The following is a 24,619-nucleotide window of genomic DNA, read 5'->3' on the forward strand; positions in this document are numbered from 1 at the left end:
TCGTTTGGATGAAGGTATCTTGACCAAGCTATACGGTTCTGAATCACACACTTCCCCATAGGGAAAGGCCATGTGAATTATGGTTTTTCCTTTTGGGTATATCAACGGATCTGAACTGTTTAGATTCCTATCGACAATCCGAAACAACCTTGTCAACCGTCATCCTCCATACAGAGGATGTGGATTCGAATACGGACGCTTAAAATAGTGATCGACATCGATCTGCGTGTTGTTGGCCGGGACACTGCAAGGCTTTGTAACCTAAGCTTACAATTATGTCATTTCTATTGCGATTTGTCAAAAATCCCTTATAATAAATACAGCTTAATTTGGACAAACTCCGTTTTTATGGCGGTCTCAAAGGGAGAATCTTTATGAAATATATCGCTTTTTTGCGTGCCTGTACAGCGATGCTTGCGGTCTGTCTTTGCTTGTCTGCAAGCGGTTGTTCCCCAAATGGAGAGGAATCCTCCAGCTCAACATCCTCTTCCCAGAGTTCTTCCATCGTTTCTGACTCTCAGCCCGATATTGTCGGCTCTTCACAAGCTCCGCTTCCAGAAGTTCAGGCCACCATTCCTGCGCCGGCCATATCCATCCAAAATCAGACCGAAGGAAATATTCAGGTCAAAATTGCCTCTCCGCACTTCTCCGGTTTTTCTGGAGCGGACGAGCTCAATGCCAAAATCGAACAGGAACAACAGGAAAGTATCGCGGAGCTCCGCTCCATTGCGAACAGTGGCGCGGAAACCGGCGCTACCTCTTCTCTGTTCTATCAAAGCGTATTCGACTATCAGGAAAACGGTCTCCTGTCAGTCTGGTTGACCAATGAGAATTACACCGGCGGCGCACATGGGATGAACTGGGTTTGCTCTTACAATTTGAACCCGGAGACGGGCGAATTCTATGCCTTCCGCGATCTCTTTCGGAATCCCGAAGAAGCGATCCCGGAAGTTACTGAAAAAATCCTCTCTTATTTAAAGGGGATTCTTCCGGACGATGCCGATCAATCGCTCTATCCTTCCGCGTCCCAAGCAATTCAAGCGCTGAACGGGGATTATTCCTACTATCTGGAAGGTGAGAACCTGGTCGTCTACTTCCAGCCATACGATGTATTGCCCTATGCGGTTGGAATTGTGCGCGTCCCGATTCCATTGGTTTCCTTGCCAGATACAACGGTCGCTTTACATTCTATGTCAGCGCGCCGAACCATCCGGGCGAATGGTCAGGATACGGAACTCGGCCGGAATATGATGCTTGGCTCTGAAGGGAATACCGCCGTATTGCTCCCAATGCCAGAAACTGCGCGTCTTTGTGGAATGGAGGCCACGGTAAAAAATCAAGTCTGTATCATCGACAGTCAGGAATATCCGATCACCTACGCAAACGGGGGCGCTTTTATGACTTTGACCGACTTTCTTGCGCTCGCGCCGGATGATGCCAATCATCTGGTTGCTTATGGGCCGGATGACATTCTGCGGATTTACACGATCAAGGACTGATAATGGTTAAACATTCTTCCGCATTCGCCTATTAAAGAAATCTTTTATAAATACCATAACTACAAAGAGGGTGTCCCAAAAGTCATGACATGACGGAAGGATACCCTCTTTTTTTAGAAACGCAGATGTTTTTCCAAACAGAAAGAGGATGCCCCTTTCCTATGAATCCAAAGATTCGTAGTTTGGGGGCATCCTCCTCTTGTAGCTCTAAGAGGATAACCATCCATTGGACACGTACTCAGCTTCCTTCTTAGAATTGAATTTTTTTCAAAATGTAATGGACCAAATCGTCAACCTTTACACGTTCCTGCTGCATGCTGTCGCGGTCGCGCACCGTTACGCAACCGTCGGTCTCACTATCGAAGTCATAGGTAATGCAGAACGGCGTACCGATTTCATCCTGCCTGCGGTACCGCTTGCCGATGGACCCCGCGTCGTCGTAATCCACCATAAAGTGCTTGGTCAGTTTTGAATAAACCTCCTGCGCCTTGTCATTCAGCTTCTTGGAAAGAGGCAGCACAGCCGCCTTGAACGGTGCAAGCGCCGGATGCAAATGCATCACGACACGGGTATCTTTCTTCTCCGCATCCACCACTTCTTCGTCATAAGCATCGCAAAGGAAGGCCAGCGCCACACGGTCTGCACCGAGGGACGGCTCCACCACATAGGGAATGTAACGCTCATTGGCCTCCTGATCGAAATACTCCAGACTCTTGCCGGAGTGTTCCTGATGCTGTTTGAGGTCATAGTCCGTGCGGTCTGCAATTCCCCACAGCTCTCCCCATCCAAATGGGAACAAATACTCGATGTCCGTCGTCGCCTTGGAATAGAAAGAAAGCTCTTCCTTTTCATGGTCGCGCAGGCGCATATTCTCTTCTGTCATGCCGAGAGAGAGGAGCCAATCGCGGCAGAATCCACGCCAATATTCGAACCATTCCAGATCGGTGCCGGGTTTGCAGAAAAACTCACACTCCATCTGCTCAAATTCACGGATGCGGAAGATGAAGTTGCCAGGGGTGATCTCATTGCGGAAGCTCTTGCCGACTTGACAGACGCCAAAGGGTACTTTTTTCCGCGTAGTGCGCTGGATGCTGTTAAAGTTCACAAAGATTCCCTGCGCCGTCTCCGGGCGGAGATACAACTCATTCTTTGCATCCTCTGTCACACCCTGGAAAGTCTTAAACATCAAGTTAAACTGGCGAATATCCGTAAAGTTGGCAGAACCACAGTTGGGGCACTTGATGTCGTGCTCCTTGATGAAGTCCATCATCTGCTGATTGCTCCACCCATCCGCTGGTTGGCCGGTATAATCTTCAATCAATTTATCCGCACGATGGCGTGTCTTGCAATCGCGGCAATCCATCAGTGGGTCCGAAAACCCTCCTACATGGCCGGAAGCTACCCAAACCTCAGGATTCATCAGAATGGCTGCATCCAACCCGACATTGGTGGGGCTCTCCTGGACAAATTTTTTCCACCATGCCCGCTTGACGTTATTTTTGAACTCCACGCCGAGCGGACCATAATCCCAAGAGTTGGAGAGGCCACCGTAAATCTCAGAGCCCGGGTAAACAAAGCCGCGGCTTTTGCAGAGTGCCACGATTTTTTCCATGGTCTTTTCCGTTGCTAACATGTAAAATCCTCCATTGTCCGGGGCGCTGGCTGCGCTCCGTTGATTCTTTTTGGGAAATGCAATCTACTGCGGTCGTCTAAAGATAAACAGCTTGCTGAACACGTAATTGATTACAACGACGATAACGTTCATAAGGATCTTTGCTAGCCAGTCGTTCCAGGTGAGAACGTCTACCAGCAGCCACATGCCCGCGGTATCCACCGCGAGGGAAAACAATCGCGCACCCACAAAGGAAGTTAATTCCCGCAAAACCTGTTTCGCGGCAAAACTTTTGCTTCGAAAGACAAACACCTTGTTTGTCAGAAAGGCAAACGCGACCGAAAGTACCCACGCAAGTGTATTGGCCGTCAACAGCTGCCATCGCAGGACATCCCGCAGCAACCCAAAGGACAGGATATTGACCACCGTGGTTAAAACCCCGAAAAATATGTATAGAAGCATTTCCGGTGTAGTCAAAAACCGTACGATTTTTTTCAGTCTTTCCACGCAAATCCCATCCTTTTCGTATTCTTATAGTTTAACATTGTATCCGCTAGCTTGCAAGGCGGATTTTCGCTTTTTCTTCCGATGGGTCCCCTACTTCGATTTGAGCTATGCAAGATCATCTGCCCTTGTTTGCCTAATGGGCCATATGGTTAACCACCATATTGGTTAGACTGATTTGCCGATCGGATATATGCAAATGCATGTCATAATGGTCTTGATAATCTGCCTTACTGGCCTCCATAGGCAAATTATCAAGATAATGTGCCAGATTAGCCTATGTCACGTATAGACTAATGCCCAGCTAATTATCAAAATGGTTTGCCGCATTTACCTGTGCTGAATGCAGACAAGCAAAGGAAGTAATCAAGATGGCGTGCCGGGGTTACCTATACCGCACATGCGCAAGTAAAGCGAATGGTCAAAGGGATCTGCCTTGTTTCCCTAATCGGCAAATCCAGCCAACTGCCATATTGATTAACCCCGGTGGCCTATAAAATATAGGTAAGGCCCTTGACAAGGATAAACCATTTTTCATAGAAAGGATTCTATTTTTATTAATTTTTAGATTATTCGACAAATAATATTCTCGATATATATATATATATATATATTGCACTAAAAAGAAATCTGTTCTTTGAAAAAAACATTGTATTTATAAACAACATACGTTAGAATGAAAGGAACACGGCGGACCTCGGATGTTTCCCTATATGGATAGATGCCTTCAGCCGAACGACTGCCGCTATAACAAACCAATTAGTAGGAGGTATGTGTAAATGAAAAGACGAATTGTGTTGTCCGGCGTTTCGGTTCTCCTGGTGTTCTGTCTGCTGGTTGGGGCATCGTTTGCATGGTTCACCGACACAGAAAAGACGGGAGCGAATTTCTCCGCAGGCGTATTGGATGCGATTCTGACCCCGGAAAACCCAAATGAAGAAGGAGCCATCGATTACACCAACCTGCGCCCTCTCACCTTGGCGCAGCTTGAAGCAAGCTTCCAGAATGGAACTCCGGTAGGAAACCTTGAAGACGTAGCGGATGGATATCTTGCAGATAACCTGCCTCTATATTTTCACAAAATCCACATTGAAAACGCAGGTAGTCTTCCCATGCGGGTGTCTCTCTCTGTAGAAAGCTCGGGTCCCTGTAGTGAGACGAATCTGCCGCAGATTGTGGAAAACGGTTCTGGCGGGGTAAAGAATGAAGGAAAGCAGGCTGCCTGCGACAACAGTTTGGCAGACGTTCTTCAGTTGTTGCTCTATCAGCAGGATGCGGAGGGCGCACTTGTTCCGGTCAACTGTTCCGACGGCACGCAGGCTGTTGTATGGAAGGATGGACAGGCTGTTACATATCTGCTTCCCGAAACGCTGGCAGCCGGCGCCAGCACGGACTACGTCGTAGCTGCATGGTTACCGGGGGAAACGGTTGGCAATGAATATCAGGCAAAGCACTTCCATGGAGAAATGGTTGTATCGGCTGTACAGCCCGACACCGTCTCTGCAGAGGAACCTTCCGAAGAAGTTTGGGACGGAGAAAGTGTTGAGCCTGTTATCCCGGAGGGAAACGTCTATAAGATTGCAACCGGCTCGCAGTTGGCATGGGTTGCACAGCAGGTAAATACCCAGCATGACTCTTGGCAGGACCGGGAACACTTTTCAAATAAAGAGTTGATTCAAGTCGCAGATATTGACCTGGGCGGCCATGAATTTCCTGGGATTGGTGCAGACATCAATTATTATTTCGGCGGAACGTATGACGGCCAAGGGTATTCCATTAAGAATTTTACAATCAACCGCCCAGATTCAACCACTGGGAATTACGCGGGTGTATTCAACTATATTCGTGGGGCGACCGTCAAGAACCTGACCGTAAACGACGCAACCATTACCGGTTACAGCAATGTCGGCGGAATCGCTGGATATGTATACGGTGGCACAGTCGAAAATTGCAAGAACTATGCCACAGTACAAAAGGTCATAGGCCCGTCCGGCGGCGCTGGCGGGATCGTGGGCGCAACAGGTGTTTCCTCAAACGAAATCACCAACTGCCACAATTATGGCACAATCAAAGGCTGGGGATACCTCGGCGGTGTTTTAGGTAGTTCCATCAATACTGGCTCTTATGTCTCGCTTTCGATCTCCGGATGCTCCAACCAAGGGGCAATTGTCCCAGACGAGGGAAAAGAAGAATATGCAGGGAATTTCGCTGGACACTTGGAGGACTACGCCGAAGTAGACGGCTGCAAGGTTTTGGATACTGCATATCCGGTCATTGTTGCCAGTGGATCTTCCGCAGGGATTGAAGTCCTTCCAGCAGAGCAAATGCCGTAAGCATAATCGCAGCTTCATCCCACGGCAAAATCACTATCCCATGGACAATTGACAAGTCGATATTTACAATCAAAAAATCCTCTCCACAGAAAATTCTGTGGAGAGGATTTTGAATTTCAAATGAATCGAGCGATGGGTAACCCCCTCATCTGTAAGGGTGTAACCCTTTCCAAATGCCTCGTCCTCTGCAAAAACCTATCCAAAGAGGCCTTTCCAAAAGTCTCTCGCCCTTTATTTCGGCACAAAAACTTATCCCGCTGTGCTGCTGGGGGAACTGCTTGCTTCCTCTTGCGGAACAGGAGCAGAGGCCGCAGATGTAGACGAGGTATCCTGTGTAGCACCTTCCTCCGGAATCGCATCGGTTCCCTGCGCATTCTGTGTCCCTGGAATTTCTGCAACCGCCGCTCCTTGACGCACCAGAGCGCTTACAGCAGCCTGTAGCTGTGCATCCTCAGTGTTTTCTAACTGGTCGCGCGCCAACAATTCCATCTGTTCTTCGGTCAATTTCGCAGAAATATCTGCCGCAATTCCGGTTCCGTTGAACGCAGAACCCCCTGGAGTCAGATAATTTGCCACAGACAATACAATCGCAGAGCCGTCGGACAGAGGAATCACCTCATCTTTTGTTCCATAGCCCGCCGTAGTCTGCCCTACAACCAAGCCCTTCTTGAATTCCTTAATATCCGCGGCAAAAATTTCCGCGGCTCCAAAGGTTGTTTCGTTCGCAATCACACTGATTGGCAGTGCAATCTCATTGGGCTTAGAGGTATATTCAACGGTCGTTTTGCCTGTTTTATCCTGTGTCGTCACCAAATTTCCGGCTGGCAGCAGCGTATCCAACATGGACGCCATCGCTTCAATGCTTCCGCCGGAATTGTTGCGCAGATCGATCACCAGCCCTGCCACCTGTTGTTTGTTTAAGGCCGAAAGCGCTGAATTGAACTGCTCGATACTGCTATCGTTAAATTCAGAGATCTTGATGTATCCCACATTGCCATTGATGACTGTAGAGGTAATGCTCTGTTTGGTATACTCCGCCCGGGTGACGGTAATCTCCAGGGTTTCCCCCTGCTGTTCTGCCCCCGAAGAAGTCGCACTGCTGGCAGATGTATCTTCTGTATCCGTTTCCAATGGGGCAGCTTCCCGATAAATGCCAAAGGTCACCGTGGTTCCCGCTGTTCCATCGAGCCGGTTCAGTGCATCTCCATATGTGATCCGGACAATCTCCCTCCCATCCATGGAAACAATGGTATCGCCCTTGCGAATCCCACTTTTTTCCGCCGGCGAGTTGGGGATCACCTGGATCACCTCCATGTTGCCATCCTCATCCATAATGGTCTTGATGCCAACACCGACATCTTTTCCCGCTGTTCCCGATTGGTAGGTCTTATACTTTTCAGCCGACATATACTGCGCCTGTAGATCCCCCAAGCCTGCAACATAGCCCGCACAGATTCCATCGGTCAGCTTTGTTTCATCGATCTGGCCGATATAATCCTGGCGCGCCTTCTGGTCGATTTCGCTGAGCTTGGTGTACATAGCTTGCCGCTCATTGACGTCTGCTACCTTGTCGTTGAAGCTGTTCATTGCGTATACATAAGTCAGGGATACGGTTACCGCTGCTGTAATTCCAGCAACGGCGACTGCTGCTCCCAGAGATATTTTTTTACCCATCACCGATCATTCCTTACTATGCAGGTTTTTCCCATCTTTCAGTCTGGATCTACATTTTTTAATCCAAAAGAAACCGAGGCTTGCCATGGCAAATTTCGCCAATGTGCAGCATCCTTTTCTTATCATACCGGATTTCTATTCCTATTTATACCGCTAAATGTAAATTTTACGCCATTTCCTCCGTGAAAGGTCCTGTGTTCCTTCTTCTTTTACAAGCATATCCCAAAATAGGGTTTCATACTCGAAAAAAACTCCTCTGCGGAATTTCGGCTCCTTCCGCACTCCTTTTGCCCACTTTCACACACGTGGATCATAGGTACTTCTTCCATAGGAAAGCCTTTGGAACCCTATATTTTAAAGGATGTCACCCCGCGGAGAACCAGTTCATGGGATTCTGACGGACACCATTGACCCGCACTTCCAAGTGCAGATGCGGCCCTGTGGAGTCGCCTGTACTCCCCACATAGGCGATGGTCTGTCCCCGATCCACCTGCTGTCCGGTACTCACCGCCAAGCTGCTGGCGTGGGCATACAAGGTCGAATATCCGCCGCCATGGTCGATCATCACATAGTTTCCATAGCTGTTATCCCAGCCCGCTTTGACAACCTTTCCGCTATTCGCCGCTACAATTGGCGCGCCATCAATGCTTTTGCCGTTCGTCCGGTTGATGTCAATCGCTTTGTGGTCACTGCTATATCCACAGGAGATATGTGTATACCCCGGAACCGGCCAGGCAAATTGTCCGCCTACATAGTCCACTGGAGCATTGCTCTCATCTGACGGCACCGCAGGCTGCTGCTCTGGTTCTTCGGCCGGTTCTGCACTCGGAGTCTGTCCCTGATTTTGTTGGGCTTGCTCCTCCTGCCGGCGCTGTTCTTCTTCCTGCTGCCGTTTCAGTTCCTCCTGTTGGCGCTTTTGTTCTGCATAATAGTCCGCCCACCATTGGTCAATCCGGTCGCCCGCTTCGTTTTCTCTGCGCCGGATTTCCTGCTCTTCTGCGGAAAGCGCACTGCCTTCCGCAAGGATGCCCTGCTCCTGTCCGGCAATTCCATCCAGAACGCTCTGCGCTTCACTTTGAAGAACTCCCAGTTCGGTACGCTTTTGATCCAATGTATTTTTCGCTTCCAATCGGTCGGCACGGTCCTGCTCGACCTTCGCTTTTTCCGCTGAAATCTCCTGCATCTCCTCTTTTAATCCGTCGATTAACGCCATATCGTGCTCTGTAATACTCCGGAGCAGATAACTTTTATTGGCCAAATCCATCACATTTTGGGAACTCAGAAGAATTTGCAGCGTACTCGCTTCTCCGGTCTTATAGAGCGCACAAAGGCGTTTTTTTAACTCCTCAAATGTTGTGTCTATCTCCTTTTGTTTGTCGGAGAGTTGGCTCGTCTGTTCCTCAATGCCGGCGGACAGAGATGTAACCTGCTGGTTCAGGACATCGATCTGTTGCTGCACATTTTGTATCTGGCTGTCCAACGCCGCTTTATAGGTTTCTTGCTGTGTCTTGTCCGCACGCAACTGATCCAGTTTTGCTTTATTTTCGGCTTGGTCATGCTCCAATTTTTCACGCTGCTGTTGTAGTTCCAGCTGTTCCTGTTGAAGCGCGTCCAATTCTCCGTCCGATACCGCCGCATCGGCGCACGAAAGCGTCCCCATGGAGGTACTCAGCAAAACTGCTACTGCCAAGGCTGCGGCGATTCGCCGGGCCTTCTTCGCTTGATTCATGGATTTCCTCCCTAAATAATCTCAATTTTTCCATAACAAGTTCCCGTTTTCACGCGATTTCACAAGCTGGTACAAATTCGAATATAGGCAAAAAACAGCATCCATTGCAAGCTCCAGCGAAAAATGCATACAACAGAACCGGCGTCCAATGGGTTCTCGATGGCAGGGCTATAGGGTAAAACCACATCTTTCGCAGCAGGAATCCCCATGCCTATCAGGGGCATCGTTCTCCATCCCTTTGCCCTACTTTTCTCAAAAGCAACACCAAACTCTGTCCCCTTTATATCTTCCGAAAAGTCTCAAACAGGCATGCCCCACTGGAAATTCCATCCATTCCCTTCACAGGAAACAATGGGGCCCCCTCCACAAAGCTAGGGGTCTTTCCCTAAAGGACATGCCTGTCTCATTCCACCTCGTACCAATCAGGAGAACCAATTAAACGGGTTCTTCCGCACACCGTTGACACGAATCTCAAAATGAAGATGCGGCCCGGTCGAATTGCCCGTACTGCCGACATAGGCGATGGTCTGTCCCCGGCTGACCTGCTGCCCCTTGCTTACAGCTAGACTGCTCGCATGGGCATACAACGTCGAGTACCCGCCGCCATGATCGATCATCACATAGTTCCCATAGCTGTAGTGCCAGCCTGCTACCACGACTTTGCCACCATTCGCCGCTACAATCGGTGCGCCGGAAATGCTCTTGCCGTTGGTCCGATTGATGTCAATCGCCTTGTGGCTGCTGCTATAACCGCATGAGATGTGCGTATACCCCGGGACCGGCCATGTAAACTGGCCGCCGACGTAACTCTCCGGGGTTGTCGTATTCCCGCTGCTGCTCTGTCCTCCGTTCTGGGACGCATAATAATTTGCCCACCACTGGTCAATCTCCGCAGCCGCCTGTGCTTCCTCCTGCTCAATCTTCTTCTGCTGAGCCGCCAAACTGTTGCTCTCCGACTGCATGGACTGTTCGTTGGCAGTCAACTCATCCAACACACGCTGCGCTTCGCTTTCCAACTCGCCCAATTCATTGCGCTTGTTGTCCAACTCGGTCTTTGCCGCGGCGACTTCCTGGCGGTTCTGCTCGATCTCTGCTTTTTCGTCTGCAATCGCCTGCATCTCTTCTTTAAGCGTGTTGATCAGCTCGGTATCATGCTCGGTAATAATTTTCAATAGATGCGTCTTGTTTGCTAAGTCCATCACGTTTTCAGAATTTAATAAAATTTGCAAATTGCTTGCCTCGCCGGTCTTATACAAGGCACAAAGGCGCTCTTTTAACTGCTCATAGTTGAAATCAATGTCCGCCTGTTTATCGGCGATTTGCGCCGTCTTTTCTGTGATATTCTGGTCCAGTGTGTCGATCTGTTCGTTTAAAACGGCAATCTGGCTTTGCAAATTTTCCATCTGCTCGTCCAATGTATTTTTATATTCCAGCTGTTTTTCCTTGTCCGCCTTTAAGCTGGCCAATTTCTGGTTGGTCTGTGCTTGCTGTTTCGCCAATTCCTGCTTTTGCTGCTGTAAATCCTTTTGCTTCTGCTGCAAATCGGAAAGCTGATCGGACGACGCCGCATCCACATGCAACTGCATCTGAGCCGGTGCGCAGAAGATGGAAAACGCCAGAACCAGCGCCAAAAAGACCTTCAGTCCCCTTTTTTTACAGACCACCCAAATCTCCTCCTTCTTTTTTGAGGTACTTGCCCAAAGAAATCAGGCCACCCAATGCGCCAAACAAGGAACCCGCCAACATAAAGATCAATGTAATCCGCCAAGCCATCGGGCCGATGTCCACTGGCGAAAACAGCGGAATGGATGCAATGGAGGCCACCAACTTATTATACAAGAAGATTAAGAGCCCGCTGGCCACTCCGCCGGAAAGCAAACCAATAATCACACCCTCTACAATAAAGGGTACACGAACAAACCAATTTGTCGCACCGACTGATTTCATAATGCTGATTTCCAAACGCCTGGAAAACATCGTCACACGGATCGTATTGGAGATAATAAACAGAGATACTAGGCTTAGGATGAGAACAATCCAAAATCCCGCCGAAGTCACCAAATTGTCCAGATCGGTAAGCTGTTCTGCTATGTCGGAATAATCGATAATTTCATCCACGCCGTTGATCGCCTTGATCTGCGCCGCTGTCTCATCGTACAAATTTAAGTCCTTCATAGAGATTTGGAATGCATCCGGCAAAAAGTTCTCATCTCCCAGAAGCCCTTCCAAAACGGTCCCATCATCGCCCAACATGTCCAACATATTCTGTACAGCATCCTGCTTAGAGACAAATTCGCATTCTTCGATGTTGTCCAGCTGCTTGATCTCCTGCCCCACCTTGAGGCTGGTCAGTGTGGGCAAGCCCTCCTGTAGGTAAACGGTTGTGGAGTTATTTCCCTCCAATGACTTCATCGCCACATCCACATTCATTGAGAAAAGCACCGCTGCCCCTGTCAACAGCAAGCAGGACACCAACACGCCAACCGAGGCAAAACTCATGGTGCGGTTGCTCCAGATATTCTTGACGCCCTCCTTCAACAGATACCCCAGGCTGGAAAGCCGCGACCCGGTCTTCTTTTTGGAGGTATGTACGGTTTTATTCCTGTTCATCCTGCTGCACCTCCATTGAAGCTGTATCGGCCACAATACGGCCGTCATGGATTTCTACTACGCGCTTGTGGAAGTGCTTGACTAAGGTATGTTCATGCGTCACCATCAGAATAGTGGTCCCACGGCGATTGATTTCGCTGAGCAGATCGACAATCTCAAACGAGAGCGCCGGATCAATGTTCCCCGTTGGCTCGTCCGCAATGATGAGCTTGGGATTGTTCACAAGGGCCCTTGCAAGGCCGACACGCTGCTGTTCGCCGCCAGAGAGTTCATTGGGACGGCATTTTTGCTTATCCTGCAGGTTCAACAAGCTCAATATGTAAGGGACTCGTTTTTTGATCTCGCTCTGTGTGGCCCCGATCACGTGCATCGCAAAGGCCACATTTTCATAAACCGTCATATTGTCGATTAAGCGGAAATCCTGAAAGACAATGCCCATCATGCGCCGCAGATATGGAATCTCACGTTTCTTTAGGCTGGAAACATGTGTATCGTTGACAATGATTTCGCCCTCGTTTGGCATTTCTTCACACATAATCAATTTCAAAAACGTACTCTTTCCTGCGCCAGAGGAGCCCACAATGAATACAAATTCGCCGTCCTCCACCGTCAAGTTGACGTTTCGCAGCGCATGCGTACCATTACTGTACGTTTTGCTCACATTTTTAAACTCAATCATTTTCTCTCTCCCAAAGCCCATAGGTGTTCCACTGGCCTTATGCGTGGGATCGTTCCATCCCATCAAACGCAATTCCATCCGTAAAAAGCGCCGCAAAGGTCCGCAAAACACACGGTAATTTTTATCCGAATGCGATCTTTCGCTTTCCCTGTATTTCCGATTTCACAAATTGGGCGCTGTATGATTCCAAATTTTCTCTCCCAAAAGCTGCTACAGACATACAGAACAGCACCCATTGGCGTGTTTACATAATACCAACGGGTGCTGCATTTATTATTCTAAAGAAGAAACAATTTGTAATATTTTTGTAATTTTTAGAGCTTCCAATAGGATTCGACAAAAATCGTGCAATTAGAACTTGACCGGATTCGAAGAAAGATACTTTTTGACCATCAAAGCCACTTTGAAAACGATGGCATCCTCAAATTCGCGCAGGTCCAAGCCGGTGATCTTTTTGATCTTCTCCAAACGATAGACCAACGTATTGCGGTGTACAAAAAGTTTACGAGACGTCTCCGAAACATTCAGATTATTCTCAAAGAAGCGTTGAATGGTAAACAGGGTCTCATGATCCAAGGACTCGATGGAGCCGCGCTTAAAGACCTCCTTGAGGAACATTTCGCACAAAGTCGTCGGCAACTGATAAATCAGGCGCGCAATACCCAGATTGTCATAGCTGACAATCGCACGTTCCGTGTCAAAGACCTTGCCGACCTCCAACGCAACCTGCGCTTCTTTAAAGGAACGGGCCAAATCCTTGATGCCGGTCACAATGGTGCCAATGCCAACCACGCAGTGGGTATAGAACTCGCTGGAAAGGGTATCCACAATGGAACCAGCCAGCTTTTCCAGGTCCTTTGGCTCAATCCCTGCACGAATCTCTTTGACCAAAGCAATGTCCGTTTCGTTGATGTTGATGATAAAGTCCTTGTTCTTATCCGGGAACAAGTTCTGAATCACATCATAAGCCGAAATGTCGGACTTGTTCGTGATCTTAATCAACATACAAACCCGGCTGACATCGGAATTGAACCGCAGTTCCCGCGCCTTCAGGTAGATGTCGCCCGGAAGAATGTTGTCCAAAATGACGTTCTTAATAAAGTTGCTGCGGTCGTACTTCTCATCATAGTATTGTTTGATACTACTTAGAGAGATGGCAAGCAGCGATGCATACCGGCTGGCCTCCGGGTCAGAACCAGAGACAAACACCGCATATTCCGGTCTCGGCCTGCTGCCAAAGGATTTGTAAGTGTAGCCATTCACCACAAAGGTTCCCGGTGCAGCCAACACATCGGCGGTAATGCTATCATTGACCTCGCCGATCCGTCCCAGCTCGCTACAGGCGATGATAACGGAAGTTTCATCAATCACGCCAATGGTGCGGTCGATGGCATCCCTCATCTGGTGAATAACCCCTTGAAATAGTCTGTTTGACATGCTGCTCCCTCACTTTATCTATATTTGCTAATCTTGATGATTGATTCTATAGAAAGGCTACATATATTTTACATAAAAGCAGCACACATTTCAACTATATATCACAAAATAAAAAAATTTTTTGTGGAAATTGCCGCGCAATTTACAATTTGTTCATATTTGCGTGGAACATATTTCCAGAAAAGCCTCAAACTGGTATAAAAATCCTGTTCAACGCCAGATGGTATGTTCTGTATCCCCGTCAAAGAGATAGATTTTTTCCATATCAAATGCAACTTTAATTTGTTCCCCGCTCTGCCGCATAGCGTCCGCATCCACACTCGCTGTAACCGAATGGCCACTACATGTCAGGTAGAGATAGAATTCTCCGCCAACCGGTTCCATCACTTCCACCTCTGCATCCACCATTCCATTGGGCAGGGTTTCCACCAGGGCTGGGTCGTCGTGTACGTCTTGGGGGCGTATCCCCAAAACAACATTTTTCCCCAGATATTCCTGTAACGCGCCGAGCTTATCCCATTCCTTTGGCATACGCACCGTATTCTTTCCAAATGCAAAGGTATAGTCTGCACCGCCGTCTCCCACCTTAACATTGATCGCATTCATCGGTGGGTCCCCCAGGAACCCTGCAACAAATTGATTGACCGGCGAATGGTACAACTCTTCCGGTGTACCCACCTGTTGTACAAACCCTTCTTTCATCACAACCAGCCGGTTGCCCAGAGCCATTGCCTCTTCCTGGTTTTCCGTCGCATAGAGAACTGTCAGGCCCAGGCGCTTATGGAGCGCACGGAGTTCTTTCCACATCTCTGCACGCAGTTTGCGATCCAGGTTGGCAAACGGTTCATCCAATAATAAGACCTTCCGGCCACGCACCATTGCACGGGCAAGCGCCACCAGCTGCTGTTGCGAAGTGGTCAAAGTGCTGGGCTTGCGATCCAACAACGTTTCCATCTTAAGAATTTCCGCAGTCTCCTGCACATGCCGTTCGACCTCTTCCTCGGGTATCCGGTGCATTTTAAGGCTGAATGCCATATTCTCCCGGACGCTCAACTCCGGATACAGAGCATGATTCGGCAGAACCATCGCGACATCCCGCTCCTGTGGGGACAGCAGATTTACCATTGTATCTGCAATGTAGATTTCGCCTTCATCCGGTGTTTCTAAACCGGCGATTATCCGCAGCAAGGTCGATTTTCCACAACCTGACGGGCCGGCCACAACCAGAAATTCCCCGTCGTTAGCCTCCACTGTACAATCGCGAACCGCTGTTACACCGCTCTTGAACGTCTTACTAACATGTCTCAATGATACGTTCGCCATAGTTCATATTCCTCCAAAAAGCGATTGGCTTTATTTCTATCCGATGAAAAATCGTTGACTTACACGGCAATAAAATGTGAATCAACGAATCCATTTTTTCATCTTGAAAAGCAGGTTAGTCCTAATCATATCAGATGCATTTCCGTTTGAACAGGCGTTTTTTACCCAAAAATGCAACAATGCCTTTATGAAAATCCGCTAAAAGACAAATTCAACCCCAAAATTTTGTCAATCTTCCAAACAAAAGACCTTCTCCCGCTCTTCAGGAAGCAACGGTCGGGCTTGTCCCGGCTGCAACGCCGGGTCCAGATCCAAGGCGCCGATGCGCAACCGCTTTAGGTACACAACCTCTTTTCCCACCGCATGAAACATGCGCTTGATCTGATGAAACTTACCTTCACAAATGCGCACCTGTACGCATTGGCCCCCCAAAAGCAAAAGCTCCGCTGGGAGGCAGGTCCGGTCGCTTAATTCAACCCCCTCTGCAAAAATCCGTACGTCTTCCATGGTGGCCGGTTGATCGAGCCTGGCTTCATAGAGTTTATAAACATGATTTTTAGGCGCAAGCATGCGATGTGCAAAATCTCCATCGTCCATCAACAAAAGTAGCCCTTCTGTATCGCGGTCCAACCGCCCTGCAGGAAACAACCCCCGACATTTCAGTTCCGGCGGAAGTAGATCCACCACGGTCTTTTGACGGAAATCCCGCGCCGCAGACAGTACCCCGGCCGGTTTATTCATCATAATATAATGAAACCGCTGAAAGTGGAGCGGCTGGCCTTGCACGGAGATCACATCCTGTTCCGGGTCCACCTTACAGTCCACCTGCCGTACCACCGTACCATTGACTGCCACCGTACCACGCCGGATCAGCGCTCCCGACTCCTTGCGGCTTCCGACATTCTGCGAAGCCAATACCTTGTCCAATCGTTCCTTTGGCATGTTTTCACATCCATCCACTTTAATGCCTCTATTATATCGGGTTTCCTGCGCGAATACAATCGTTCTTTCCGGGCGATTTTCTATGTCCTCCGCCGATCTTGGACGAACCGGACAGCACAGCGTCGAAAAACGGTTTCGACGCTGTGCTGTCCCTTTTTATTTGTTTAATCCGTCGGCCAGGCATTGGCAGGAATCTCCGAGGAAGATGCTTGAGTGGGTTGGGAGGAAACTGGAGGCTGCACAGAGGCGGCCGGTTGCGACGAAACAGGCGCCTGTGAAGAACCGGGTTCCTGCGAGGAAACCACCGGCTGTGAAATGTCGGTACCTCCCGAAGCGGCATTACTCACTGCAGAAGAGGAAGCCATTCCCTGGGAACCACTGTCTTGCCCATCAAACGGAAGCATAAAACCGTTGAGTTCTGTAGAACAGATGTCGCCGCCCACCACACGGTCCTCATAAATCAACAAATTGGCATGGACCGGCGTATCGGCCGGGTAATTGGTCACTTCATAGACCCATTGGCGGCATACCTTTCCGGCTAGAGGTTCCAAATTAAACCCCTGTTGCTTTTGTAACACATTGTATTTCGTGTATACCTCGTCAAACGGATTCGGAATCGCAACATCTCGAATTTCCAGTGGTTCCGAGCTCACTTGCCAGCCAAATTGTGCCAAAAACGCGATGCGTTCATCGTTTGTGGATGCCGTACAAATATATCCTTTCTCATTACCGGTTCCTGCCGCGGCATTCCATTTTCCAGCTGCCAAAAAGACTGTCACAGCTGCCAAAATCACCGCCAGCGCTACAATTATCCATCGTTTCTTTCCTGCCTTTATGGAACATACAAACACAAATAATCCCTCCCCGCGGCGGTTGCCGCTTTTTCATCCCTAATGGATATGCATCCTTTTGGGGAAACATGCCTGGCGGCCAGGGTCATATTGGAGGAATCCATACAAAAGAAAAGTGCCCAATCCGGCGGGAACCCGGACAGGACACTTCGGGGGGAGCATACAGATTCAAAAAAGAAGATTTTCAAAAGCCAAAAGGGGATTCCCCTTCAGAGGGATTCCAAGCATGCGCCTGGGATTCAAACTAAAAGTCTACAAAAGGGGCCACCCGGATGCCGGTACTCTATTGGAACGGTAAAATTCCGCCCCAAAACTATGCCGAAATTTCATCTTACGGGTATGCCTGCACTCGGATTATTTATCGGACTCTTCCGCTTCCACAATGTCGAACTGGAAGGTAATGTTGCCCCAATAAGTGCCGGACTCCGGGACCACCTTGGAAGGAATCACCTTGTAGCGATATTCGCCATCTTCATCAAAGGACATCAACTCTGTATTAAGTTTACTGATTACACGGGAAGAACCGTCCTTGTAGAAACCCTGCACTTTGTAGGGAATATAATTGTGGCCGCGATACAGTGCGAAATCTGGGCAATCTTCCGGCATGCCGGGCTTGCGGGTACTGGTAATGGACAAAACGACTTTTCCGCCATCCAAATTGGAAACACCTTCTGCCTTAAAAGTAGACGTGCTTCCACCCTTTTCAAGCTGTACACCCTGTGGAATCGTAATGGTATAGGTAGGTTCTGTCACAGCATTATACTCCAGCTTTACAGAAGCGGCCCCGTCCGTATCCTGGTCAAAGATCACATTTCCCGGAGTGATCGACCTCTCCGCCGCAAAGGCAGAAGTCGTCATCCCCACGGCCATCATAGCCGCTAGACAAAAAGCCAACGTTTTTTTCATGATTGTTTCCTCCATTTTTTGTCATCTATACAAATATCCCACAAGTGGATAAAAGTAAACATCATCCCACCAAAAGTTTGGTTTTTACATTGGCGCCATTCATTTGGGTATTGGTATCCAAGGAATAGGTGCTGATTTTAATAGTTGCATCGTATTCCCCCGCTTCTAGGGCGCGGGAGAGTGTTTCCTCCTGAATGGCCTTTCCGGGCTCCACCATCTTAGAGGTGAATAGCGATTCACCGGTCTCGTCCAGAATCAGTTCAAAGGAAAAATAGCACGGGTTTTCCTCCGGATTTAAAAGCAGAATTTTTGCATCTGTTTCCCCTGCTGGAATGGAAATTGAGGCGTATCCTGGAATTTTGATGCCCTGCTGTTCTCCGTTTTTGCTCGGCGGCGCGGCGCCCGTCCAATCCTGAGCGGCATCGTCCAGTTCAGGTGTAACTCGCTCTGCTTCCGCATAGCGGGCGTCCATCCATTCCTGATAGTGCATTCCAGTAAACACGCCAGCTCCCATCAGTAGGAGCATGCATAAAATCCCCACGGCGATGAAAAGCCCTTTTTTATGGGCGCTTGTCTTTTTCTCTTCCATTGTAAACAACCTTTCGAAAGCCAATTGTATAAAGCCGTTCCTTCTCTGCGAACAGCTGGATCTGTTTCCGATATATAGCATAGTAGGCCTCCGTTAAAAGGATATTTTTTCTATGTTAAATTTGGGCAAAAAATAAGGCAGTTGAGCTGGCCGCCAAAACCAGCACAACTGCCTGTATTTGTCATAACACGCCTTCTTTTTTCCCATCAAAGCAAACCTTCTGTAAAAATACGAACCATCCGTCCAGAGGGCAGACTTTCACTTCACAGGGTCCCTTTTGGGAAACATGGTATCATCTTTATTCTGCATCCGCCTTTGCCTGCTCAATCACCTTTTGGGCCACCTGGGCAGGCGCTTCTTCATAACGGGTAAAATCAAACGTATAGCTGCCGCGTCCTTGTGTAACCTGGCGGACAAACGTACAGAAATCGTGCATCTCCGCCACCGGAACCTCTGCCTCAACGGTCTGTTTGCCAGGGCCTGCGGGTTCCATACCTAACACACGCCCGCGGCGTTTGTTGACTTCGCCCATGATGTCGCCCATGTTGGCGTCCGGGACGGTTGCGCGCAGAGTACCGATCGGTTCCAGTAGAACCGGGCCTGCCTGCGGCATACCCGCCTTATAAGCGAGCGAAGCCGCTGTCTTAAATGCCATTTCCGAAGAATCCACCGGATGGTATGAGCCATCGTACAGCGTCGCACGCAAGCCTACCACTGGATAACCAGCCAATGGGCCATGAGCGATACAATCCTGCAAGCCCTTCTCGACCGCTGGGAAGTACCCTTTCGGAACAGAACCGCCTACAACGCGCTCGCCAAACTCCAACCCTTCGCTGTCGCAGGGTTCAAACTCGATCCAAACATCGCCGAACTGGCCGTGGCCACCCGTCTGCTTTTTGTGGCGGCCCTGCACCTGAACCTTTTTGCGGATGGTTTCACGGTACGGCACGCGAGGCTGCTCCAATGTGACCTCTACCCCGAATTTTGTCCGGAGTTTCGAGACGATTACATCCAAGTGCTGCTCGCCCAAACCGCTGATAACCATCTGATGGGTTTCTGCATTGTTCTCAAATTTAATAACCGGGTCTTCTTCTATCAGGCGGAATAGACCCTGGGCGACTTTATCTTCCTCGCCCTTTTTCTTGGGCATAATCGCCATGGAAAGCGTCGGAACCGGATAGGTAATTCCATCCAATGTGACCTTGCGCGTCGGGGAACACAGCGTATCGCCTGTGGAGACGTTCCCCAGCTTGAGCACCGCGCCGATGTCTCCGGCTGCAATGCAGCTCATTTCCTCCTGCTTTTTACCGCGCATCATGACCGTCTTGCCAATGCGCTCGATATTACCTGTACGCATGTTCATCAGCTGTGCATCCGTGGCAACCTTGCCGGAGATGGTCTTGAGGAAGGACATCTTTCCGACAAACGGGTCTGCGATGGTCTTAAAGACGATGGCTGCGGTTGCCCCGTCCGGATTGACGGAGAGCTCAACCGGATTGCCGTCGATATCCGCTGCGAGCTCGCCGCTCTTTTCAAGCGCCGAGGGCGCCAACCAGGTCAAGCCATCCAAGAACTGCTCCATGCCGCGCATCAGGAGCGCGTCGCCACAAAACACCGGAGAGATGGCGCCGGATTTGACACCTTTACTGACACCAACGATGACCTCTTCCGGCGTAAACGGTTCGCCGGAGAAGTACTTTTCAAACATCTCGTCGCTGGTTTCCGCCACTGCTTCATAGATTGCTGTGCGCAGGCCCTCCAGACGGTCACCCATGGGAGGCATTGCCACTTCGACGGGTTTTCCGTTGGAGTAGTCGTATGCTTTATATTCCAAAATATTGATGTATATGTTCGCTTTTCCATCTTCAATGTATGGGACAACTACCGGACAGACCGAGGGGCCAAAGCTGGCCTTTAGATCCTCAAACACACGATAGAAACGTGCGCTCTCATCACACAGGCCGTTGACAAAGAAAATCTTCGCCAGCCCGCGGGAATCCGCCGCTGCCACTGCCTTTTCTGTACCCACGTTGACGCCATCCTTGCCGGAAACTGCGATTAAAACCGAATCTGCTGCGCGCACGGCTTCACACATTGCGCCTTCAAAATCGAACAGGCCGGGGGCGTCCAATAGGTTGATCTTATGATTTCTCCACTCCAACGGGGCAACTGCCGCGCTGACGGTTGTCTTTCTTCTGATTTCTTCCGGGTCATAATCGCATACGGTATTCCCTTCGCCAACCTTACCAAAACGGTCTGTAGCACCGGAAAGATAAAGCATCGCCTCCGCGATGGAAGTCTTTCCCGCTCCGCTATGCCCCGCGATTGCAATGTTCAGAATATCTTTTGCATTGTACAATTTCACCTTAAAAACTCCTTTCAGGGGTTGATTGGTACAACTTTACAATTGTTCAATCAAATTAATAACAATTATATCGTATTCTCACAAACATTACAAGCCAAAAAGCAAAAATAAACCGAGTAGAACGCAAAAGTTTTTCTCCAAAAGTTATAAATTCCACATATGCCTCTGTATATTTTACACAAACGGCGTTCTTTGCTTCGGCTAAATGTGCGAAAATAGGAGGATTCCCCGGAAAGAACCGTCTTTCCATACGAGGCCATTTCCTCTTATGCGCAGAATGCAACAAAAAGCAACAACACGAGCGCATCCAGTTAAAGACGGGAGAGGCGCCGCTTGCGCGACGTCTCTCCGTTTAAAACACAATATTTCCTACATAGGGGCTTTTTGTACGGTCCGCACAAGCTGGAGCTGTTCACAAGTTCAGCTGGTGGTTTTTTCTTGCCTTTTCGGTGCCTAATCAAAAAGAGGGTGTCCCAAAACTATGAATTTTAGATTCATAGGAGAGGGACATCCTCTTTCTGTTTGGAAAAATATTTGAGTTTCAAAAAAATGAGGGTATCCTTCCGTCATTTCATGACTTTTGGGACACCCTCTACAGATTTCATTGAGAAGTATTACAATTATGCTTTGCCCTCGCAGCCGAGAACCGTCTTAATCTTATGCTCCACAAGGCCCTGAATTGCGTCACGCGCAACGCCCAGATACTGGCGGGGGTCAAAGTGGGACGGATTCTCTGCAAAATACTTGCGAACCGTCGCAGTCATTGCAAGACGGAGATCGGAGTCCACGTTGATCTTGCAGACAGCCTTTGCTGCCGCTTCACGCAACATCTCTTCCGGGATGCCGATTGCATCGGGCATCTGACCACCGAACTGATTGACCATCTGCACAAACTCCGGGAGGACAGAGGAGGCGCCGTGCAGTACGATCGGGAAGCCCGGCAGGCGGTTTGAAACTTCTTCAAGAATATCAAGGCGCAGCTTCGGTTTCTGGCCGGGTTTAAACTTGTAAGCACCGTGGCTCGTACCAATTGCAATCGCAAGGGAGTCCACGCCTGTCCGTGTTACAAAATCCTGAACCTCGTCCGGGTCCGTAAACTGTGCTTTGTCGTCTTCTACCTTGACGTCGTCCTCAACGCCGGCGAGCTTGCCCAGCTCGGCTTCTACTGTGACGTTGTACTTGTGTGCATACTCTACCACTCTGCGAGCTTCTTCCACATTCTCCTCATAGGGCTTTGCGGAACCGTCATACATAACGGAAGTGAAGCCGTCGTCGATGCAAGCCTTGCACATCTCAAAGGACGGGCCATGGTCCAAATGCAGAGCAACCGGAATGTCCGGATTCTCCTTGACAGCAGCTTCGACCATCTTTACCAGATAAGCCGGATGCGCATATTTACGGGCGCTGGAAGAAACCTGCAAAATCACAGGGGCCTTCAGCTCCGCACAGGCGCTCATAATGCCCTGGATGATTTCCATATCGTTAATATTGAACGCGCCGATCGCATAGCCACCGTCGTATGCCTTTTTGAACATTTCCTTGGTATTTACCAATGCCATTGGAATCACTCCTATCTTTTAGATGCCTTTATTATACCGCACATTCTACAAAAAAGAAATACCTTTTGGCAAAAAAGCAAGCAGAGAATGGGTGAGATTATAAGCAGAGGCTAACCAAATAAAAGCCCCCTCCTATTACATCCTTCGTGAACGTCCAAAAAGTTATTTCATGCAAAAAGGCACAGGCGAAAACCCCACCTGTGCCTGAAATCGACGATTGCCTTTTCCCTCTCTTACGCACTCACAGACCGCTCCCCCGAGGCAGTTGTACGAATGTAGTGAAATAGATATTGCTGTGCAATTCCAGCGTACGGACCAAAGTCCTCCGGCTGTTTGCCCGGGAACCATTCCTTCATAGCACGCTTCATCCATATATCCATGGGGAAAGCATCCAGCCGGTGCAGTCCATAAAGCAGAGCACAGTCCGCCACCTTTGGGCCAACCCCTACGATGGTCATCAGCTGTTCACGCGCTTTTGCAAGCGGTTGGGTCCGAAGGCTCTCCAAGTCGATCTGTCCACCCGCCACTTTTCGTGCTGCATCGAGTATGTACCGTGCCCGGAATCCACAGCGCAGGCACGCGAGTGCTTCCTCGTTCTCGCGGGCAAGACGATCCGGCGTCGGGAAACACAAAATACCGGACGCCGTCTTCTCACCGAACGCCTGGCAAAGGCGCGCGACAATCCCCTTGATTCGAGGAATATTATTGTTTTGTGAAATAATAAACGAACAGAGCGCCTCCCACGGATCTTGCTGCAAAATACGGATACCAGGGGCAAAAGCTGCTGCTTTTGCCAAAACCGGATCAACCTGTGCCAGTTCATCCCGAATGGCCGCGTAATCGCGGTCCAAGTCAAAATAGACGCGCCAAAACGGATCTTTCTCGGCCTCCTCTGTGTGGTTCTCCGCTATGCAGAGTAAACGCCCTCCAGCAATTCCCCGATAGGAGCCATCCGGTTGTCTGTCCCAGCGAAAGCACTGTCCACATTCCAAAGTCGCTGTTAAATCAAAATCGCGCAGAACGGACATTTAAGCCTCCGGTTCAACCGTGATTCCTTTGCGATAGAACGGCTTTTTGTCTTCGATTGCCTCTTTGCCAAACTTTCCGCTCGACGGCATCAGATCCAGGAATTCTCCCGCCTTCATTGCCTTATGGCAAGCGTCGATGGTCGCCTTAAAGAGTTCTTCCTGCTGTACCCCCTGGGTGAGGCTGACAATTACCAGATGATGCGGCTCGGTGGCGTTGGCCTTGTAGTTCGCTGTGAACAGCCATGCGCTGAGCACTTCGTTGCGGGTTTTAAAGAAATCGCAGAGCGCCTTTACCAGTTCTGTCGGATACGGATCGGGCTTGGACAACACAACCATGTCGGGGCTGATCGGACGCTGCTGAAGCGGATGGGCGATCTGCTCCATGGTGTTGGTGCGGATCACCAAGTTCTGCGTCGATGGATTGACTACAAAACCCGCCACCTGGCCTTTCTGGCCATGTACCAGCGTGCGCAATTCGGAGAAATCGAGGGTCATCGTGTCCTCTGCATCCGCTGCCCACTTTTTAAGCTCGTCCATATCAGAGAACATAGCAAAAAAGCTCTCGCCCTTTGTGGTAGTCGCGGCCCGGAACTTGACCTGGGTCTGCTGGTTGGGCGTTCCATCTTCGGATTTTCCGGTCAAGGTCACCGGGGTGATGTAGCGCATTTTGCGCATTTCTTCGATGAGTTCCAGTTCGTCTTTCCTTGTTTTATTTGAATCAAACTGCTTGAGCTTGCTGATAAACGCAGGATTTTGAACAGGTTGGTTAAGCTGCATAAATTGGTTCCTCCTAAAAATTTGGTATTTGTATGATTATATCCCTATACTCCTATTTTTGCAAGTAAAACACGACGCTCTCTTTGTATTATTTGCTATAAAGCGTTAAATTTAAGTGGAAAATAAAAATATTTGAATCTCTCTCTTGACAAACGCGCCTCCGATTTCTATAATGAAATCAACAAAAGAAACCGTTGAGTAA

The 24,619-nt window shown here is 49.3% G+C and carries 20 protein-coding genes and 1 other annotated feature (1 of these 21 running past the window's edge); of the genes, 2 read left to right on the forward strand and 18 right to left on the reverse strand.

The window, feature by feature from the left end; translation table 11 throughout:
* Window positions 1-374 precede the first annotated feature (374 nt).
* Window positions 375-1,499: a DUF3298 and DUF4163 domain-containing protein gene (locus tag ACGCCZ_RS14080; protein WP_411656355.1), complete on the forward strand. Its 1,125-nt coding sequence runs from the start codon at window positions 375-377 to the stop codon at window positions 1,497-1,499.
* A gap of 250 nt (window positions 1,500-1,749) precedes the next feature.
* Here ACGCCZ_RS14080 and ACGCCZ_RS14085 read toward each other — a convergent pair whose 3' ends face one another.
* Both ACGCCZ_RS14085 and ACGCCZ_RS14090 read right to left on the reverse strand, forming a co-directional pair.
* The gene (locus tag ACGCCZ_RS14085; protein ID WP_411656356.1) at window positions 1,750-3,132 is read right to left on the reverse strand and encodes a glycine--tRNA ligase; all 1,383 of its coding nucleotides are present in this window, start codon (window positions 3,130-3,132) and stop codon (window positions 1,750-1,752) included.
* A gap of 63 nt (window positions 3,133-3,195) precedes the next feature.
* On the reverse strand, window positions 3,196-3,618 hold the full coding sequence (locus ACGCCZ_RS14090) for a GtrA family protein (RefSeq protein WP_085531415.1): 423 nt from the start codon (window positions 3,616-3,618) through the stop codon (window positions 3,196-3,198).
* 776 nt (window positions 3,619-4,394) lie between these two features.
* Between ACGCCZ_RS14090 and ACGCCZ_RS14095 the strand changes: the two genes are divergently transcribed.
* Window positions 4,395-5,948: a TasA family protein gene (locus ACGCCZ_RS14095; protein ID WP_411656357.1), complete on the forward strand. Its 1,554-nt coding sequence runs from the start codon at window positions 4,395-4,397 to the stop codon at window positions 5,946-5,948.
* A gap of 249 nt (window positions 5,949-6,197) precedes the next feature.
* On the opposite strand, the gene ACGCCZ_RS14100 is transcribed toward ACGCCZ_RS14095, so the two are convergent.
* The 16 genes from ACGCCZ_RS14100 to ACGCCZ_RS14175 form a co-directional block, all read right to left on the reverse strand.
* Window positions 6,198-7,622: a S41 family peptidase gene (locus ACGCCZ_RS14100; protein ID WP_411656358.1), complete on the reverse strand. Its 1,425-nt coding sequence runs from the start codon at window positions 7,620-7,622 to the stop codon at window positions 6,198-6,200.
* 364 nt (window positions 7,623-7,986) lie between these two features.
* Window positions 7,987-9,351: a murein hydrolase activator EnvC family protein gene (locus ACGCCZ_RS14105; protein WP_411656359.1), complete on the reverse strand. Its 1,365-nt coding sequence runs from the start codon at window positions 9,349-9,351 to the stop codon at window positions 7,987-7,989.
* A 59-nt stretch (window positions 9,352-9,410) separates the two neighbouring features.
* Window positions 9,411-9,575 carry a hypothetical protein gene (locus ACGCCZ_RS14110; RefSeq protein ID WP_153802343.1) on the reverse strand — a complete coding sequence of 55 codons (165 nt, stop codon included), beginning with the start codon at window positions 9,573-9,575 and terminating at the stop codon, window positions 9,411-9,413.
* 198 nt (window positions 9,576-9,773) lie between these two features.
* Window positions 9,774-11,015 (reverse strand): murein hydrolase activator EnvC family protein, encoded by a 1,242-nt coding sequence (locus ACGCCZ_RS14115; protein ID WP_143255201.1) that lies wholly within the window; start codon window positions 11,013-11,015, stop codon window positions 9,774-9,776.
* Complete coding sequence (ftsX, locus tag ACGCCZ_RS14120) at window positions 11,005-11,961, reverse strand: permease-like cell division protein FtsX (RefSeq protein WP_411656360.1); 957 nt, start codon at window positions 11,959-11,961, stop codon at window positions 11,005-11,007. The genes ACGCCZ_RS14115 and ftsX overlap by 11 nt, the downstream gene beginning before the upstream one ends.
* A complete protein-coding gene (gene ftsE, locus ACGCCZ_RS14125; RefSeq protein WP_085531402.1) occupies window positions 11,948-12,640 on the reverse strand; it encodes a cell division ATP-binding protein FtsE in 693 nt (230 codons plus the stop codon). The genes ftsX and ftsE overlap by 14 nt, the downstream gene beginning before the upstream one ends.
* Window positions 12,641-12,991: 351 nt before the next feature.
* Window positions 12,992-14,077, reverse strand: a complete 1,086-nt coding sequence (locus tag ACGCCZ_RS14130; protein ID WP_054323759.1) for a PucR family transcriptional regulator — start codon at window positions 14,075-14,077, stop codon at window positions 12,992-12,994.
* Between the two features lie 210 nt (window positions 14,078-14,287).
* A complete protein-coding gene (locus ACGCCZ_RS14135; protein ID WP_411656361.1) occupies window positions 14,288-15,400 on the reverse strand; it encodes an ABC transporter ATP-binding protein in 1,113 nt (370 codons plus the stop codon).
* 228 nt (window positions 15,401-15,628) lie between these two features.
* Window positions 15,629-16,342, reverse strand: a complete 714-nt coding sequence (locus tag ACGCCZ_RS14140; protein WP_085531398.1) for a pseudouridine synthase — start codon at window positions 16,340-16,342, stop codon at window positions 15,629-15,631.
* Window positions 16,343-16,506: 164 nt separating this feature from the next.
* Window positions 16,507-17,193 (reverse strand): DUF4830 domain-containing protein, encoded by a 687-nt coding sequence (locus ACGCCZ_RS14145; protein ID WP_054323762.1) that lies wholly within the window; start codon window positions 17,191-17,193, stop codon window positions 16,507-16,509.
* A gap of 354 nt (window positions 17,194-17,547) precedes the next feature.
* A complete protein-coding gene (locus ACGCCZ_RS14150) occupies window positions 17,548-18,099 on the reverse strand; it encodes a hypothetical protein (protein ID WP_085531396.1) in 552 nt (183 codons plus the stop codon).
* A 61-nt stretch (window positions 18,100-18,160) separates the two neighbouring features.
* Window positions 18,161-18,688: a hypothetical protein gene (locus tag ACGCCZ_RS14155; protein WP_143255200.1), complete on the reverse strand. Its 528-nt coding sequence runs from the start codon at window positions 18,686-18,688 to the stop codon at window positions 18,161-18,163.
* A 298-nt stretch (window positions 18,689-18,986) separates the two neighbouring features.
* A complete protein-coding gene (locus tag ACGCCZ_RS14160) occupies window positions 18,987-21,053 on the reverse strand; it encodes an elongation factor G (protein ID WP_054323765.1) in 2,067 nt (688 codons plus the stop codon).
* 620 nt (window positions 21,054-21,673) lie between these two features.
* Window positions 21,674-22,612 carry a class II fructose-1,6-bisphosphate aldolase gene (gene fba, locus ACGCCZ_RS14165; protein ID WP_054323766.1) on the reverse strand — a complete coding sequence of 313 codons (939 nt, stop codon included), beginning with the start codon at window positions 22,610-22,612 and terminating at the stop codon, window positions 21,674-21,676.
* Window positions 22,613-22,845: 233 nt separating this feature from the next.
* Window positions 22,846-23,640: a DNA-3-methyladenine glycosylase family protein gene (locus ACGCCZ_RS14170; protein WP_054323767.1), complete on the reverse strand. Its 795-nt coding sequence runs from the start codon at window positions 23,638-23,640 to the stop codon at window positions 22,846-22,848.
* Window positions 23,641-24,417 (reverse strand): enhanced serine sensitivity protein SseB C-terminal domain-containing protein, encoded by a 777-nt coding sequence (locus ACGCCZ_RS14175; protein WP_054323768.1) that lies wholly within the window; start codon window positions 24,415-24,417, stop codon window positions 23,641-23,643.
* 185 nt (window positions 24,418-24,602) lie between these two features.
* Window positions 24,603-24,619, forward strand: a binding site (T-box leader); it runs 230 nt beyond the window's last position.

Origin of the sequence: Anaeromassilibacillus sp. SJQ-1, from assembly GCF_046693725.1 — a bacterium.
Lineage (GTDB): Bacteria > Bacillota > Clostridia > Oscillospirales > Acutalibacteraceae > Anaeromassilibacillus.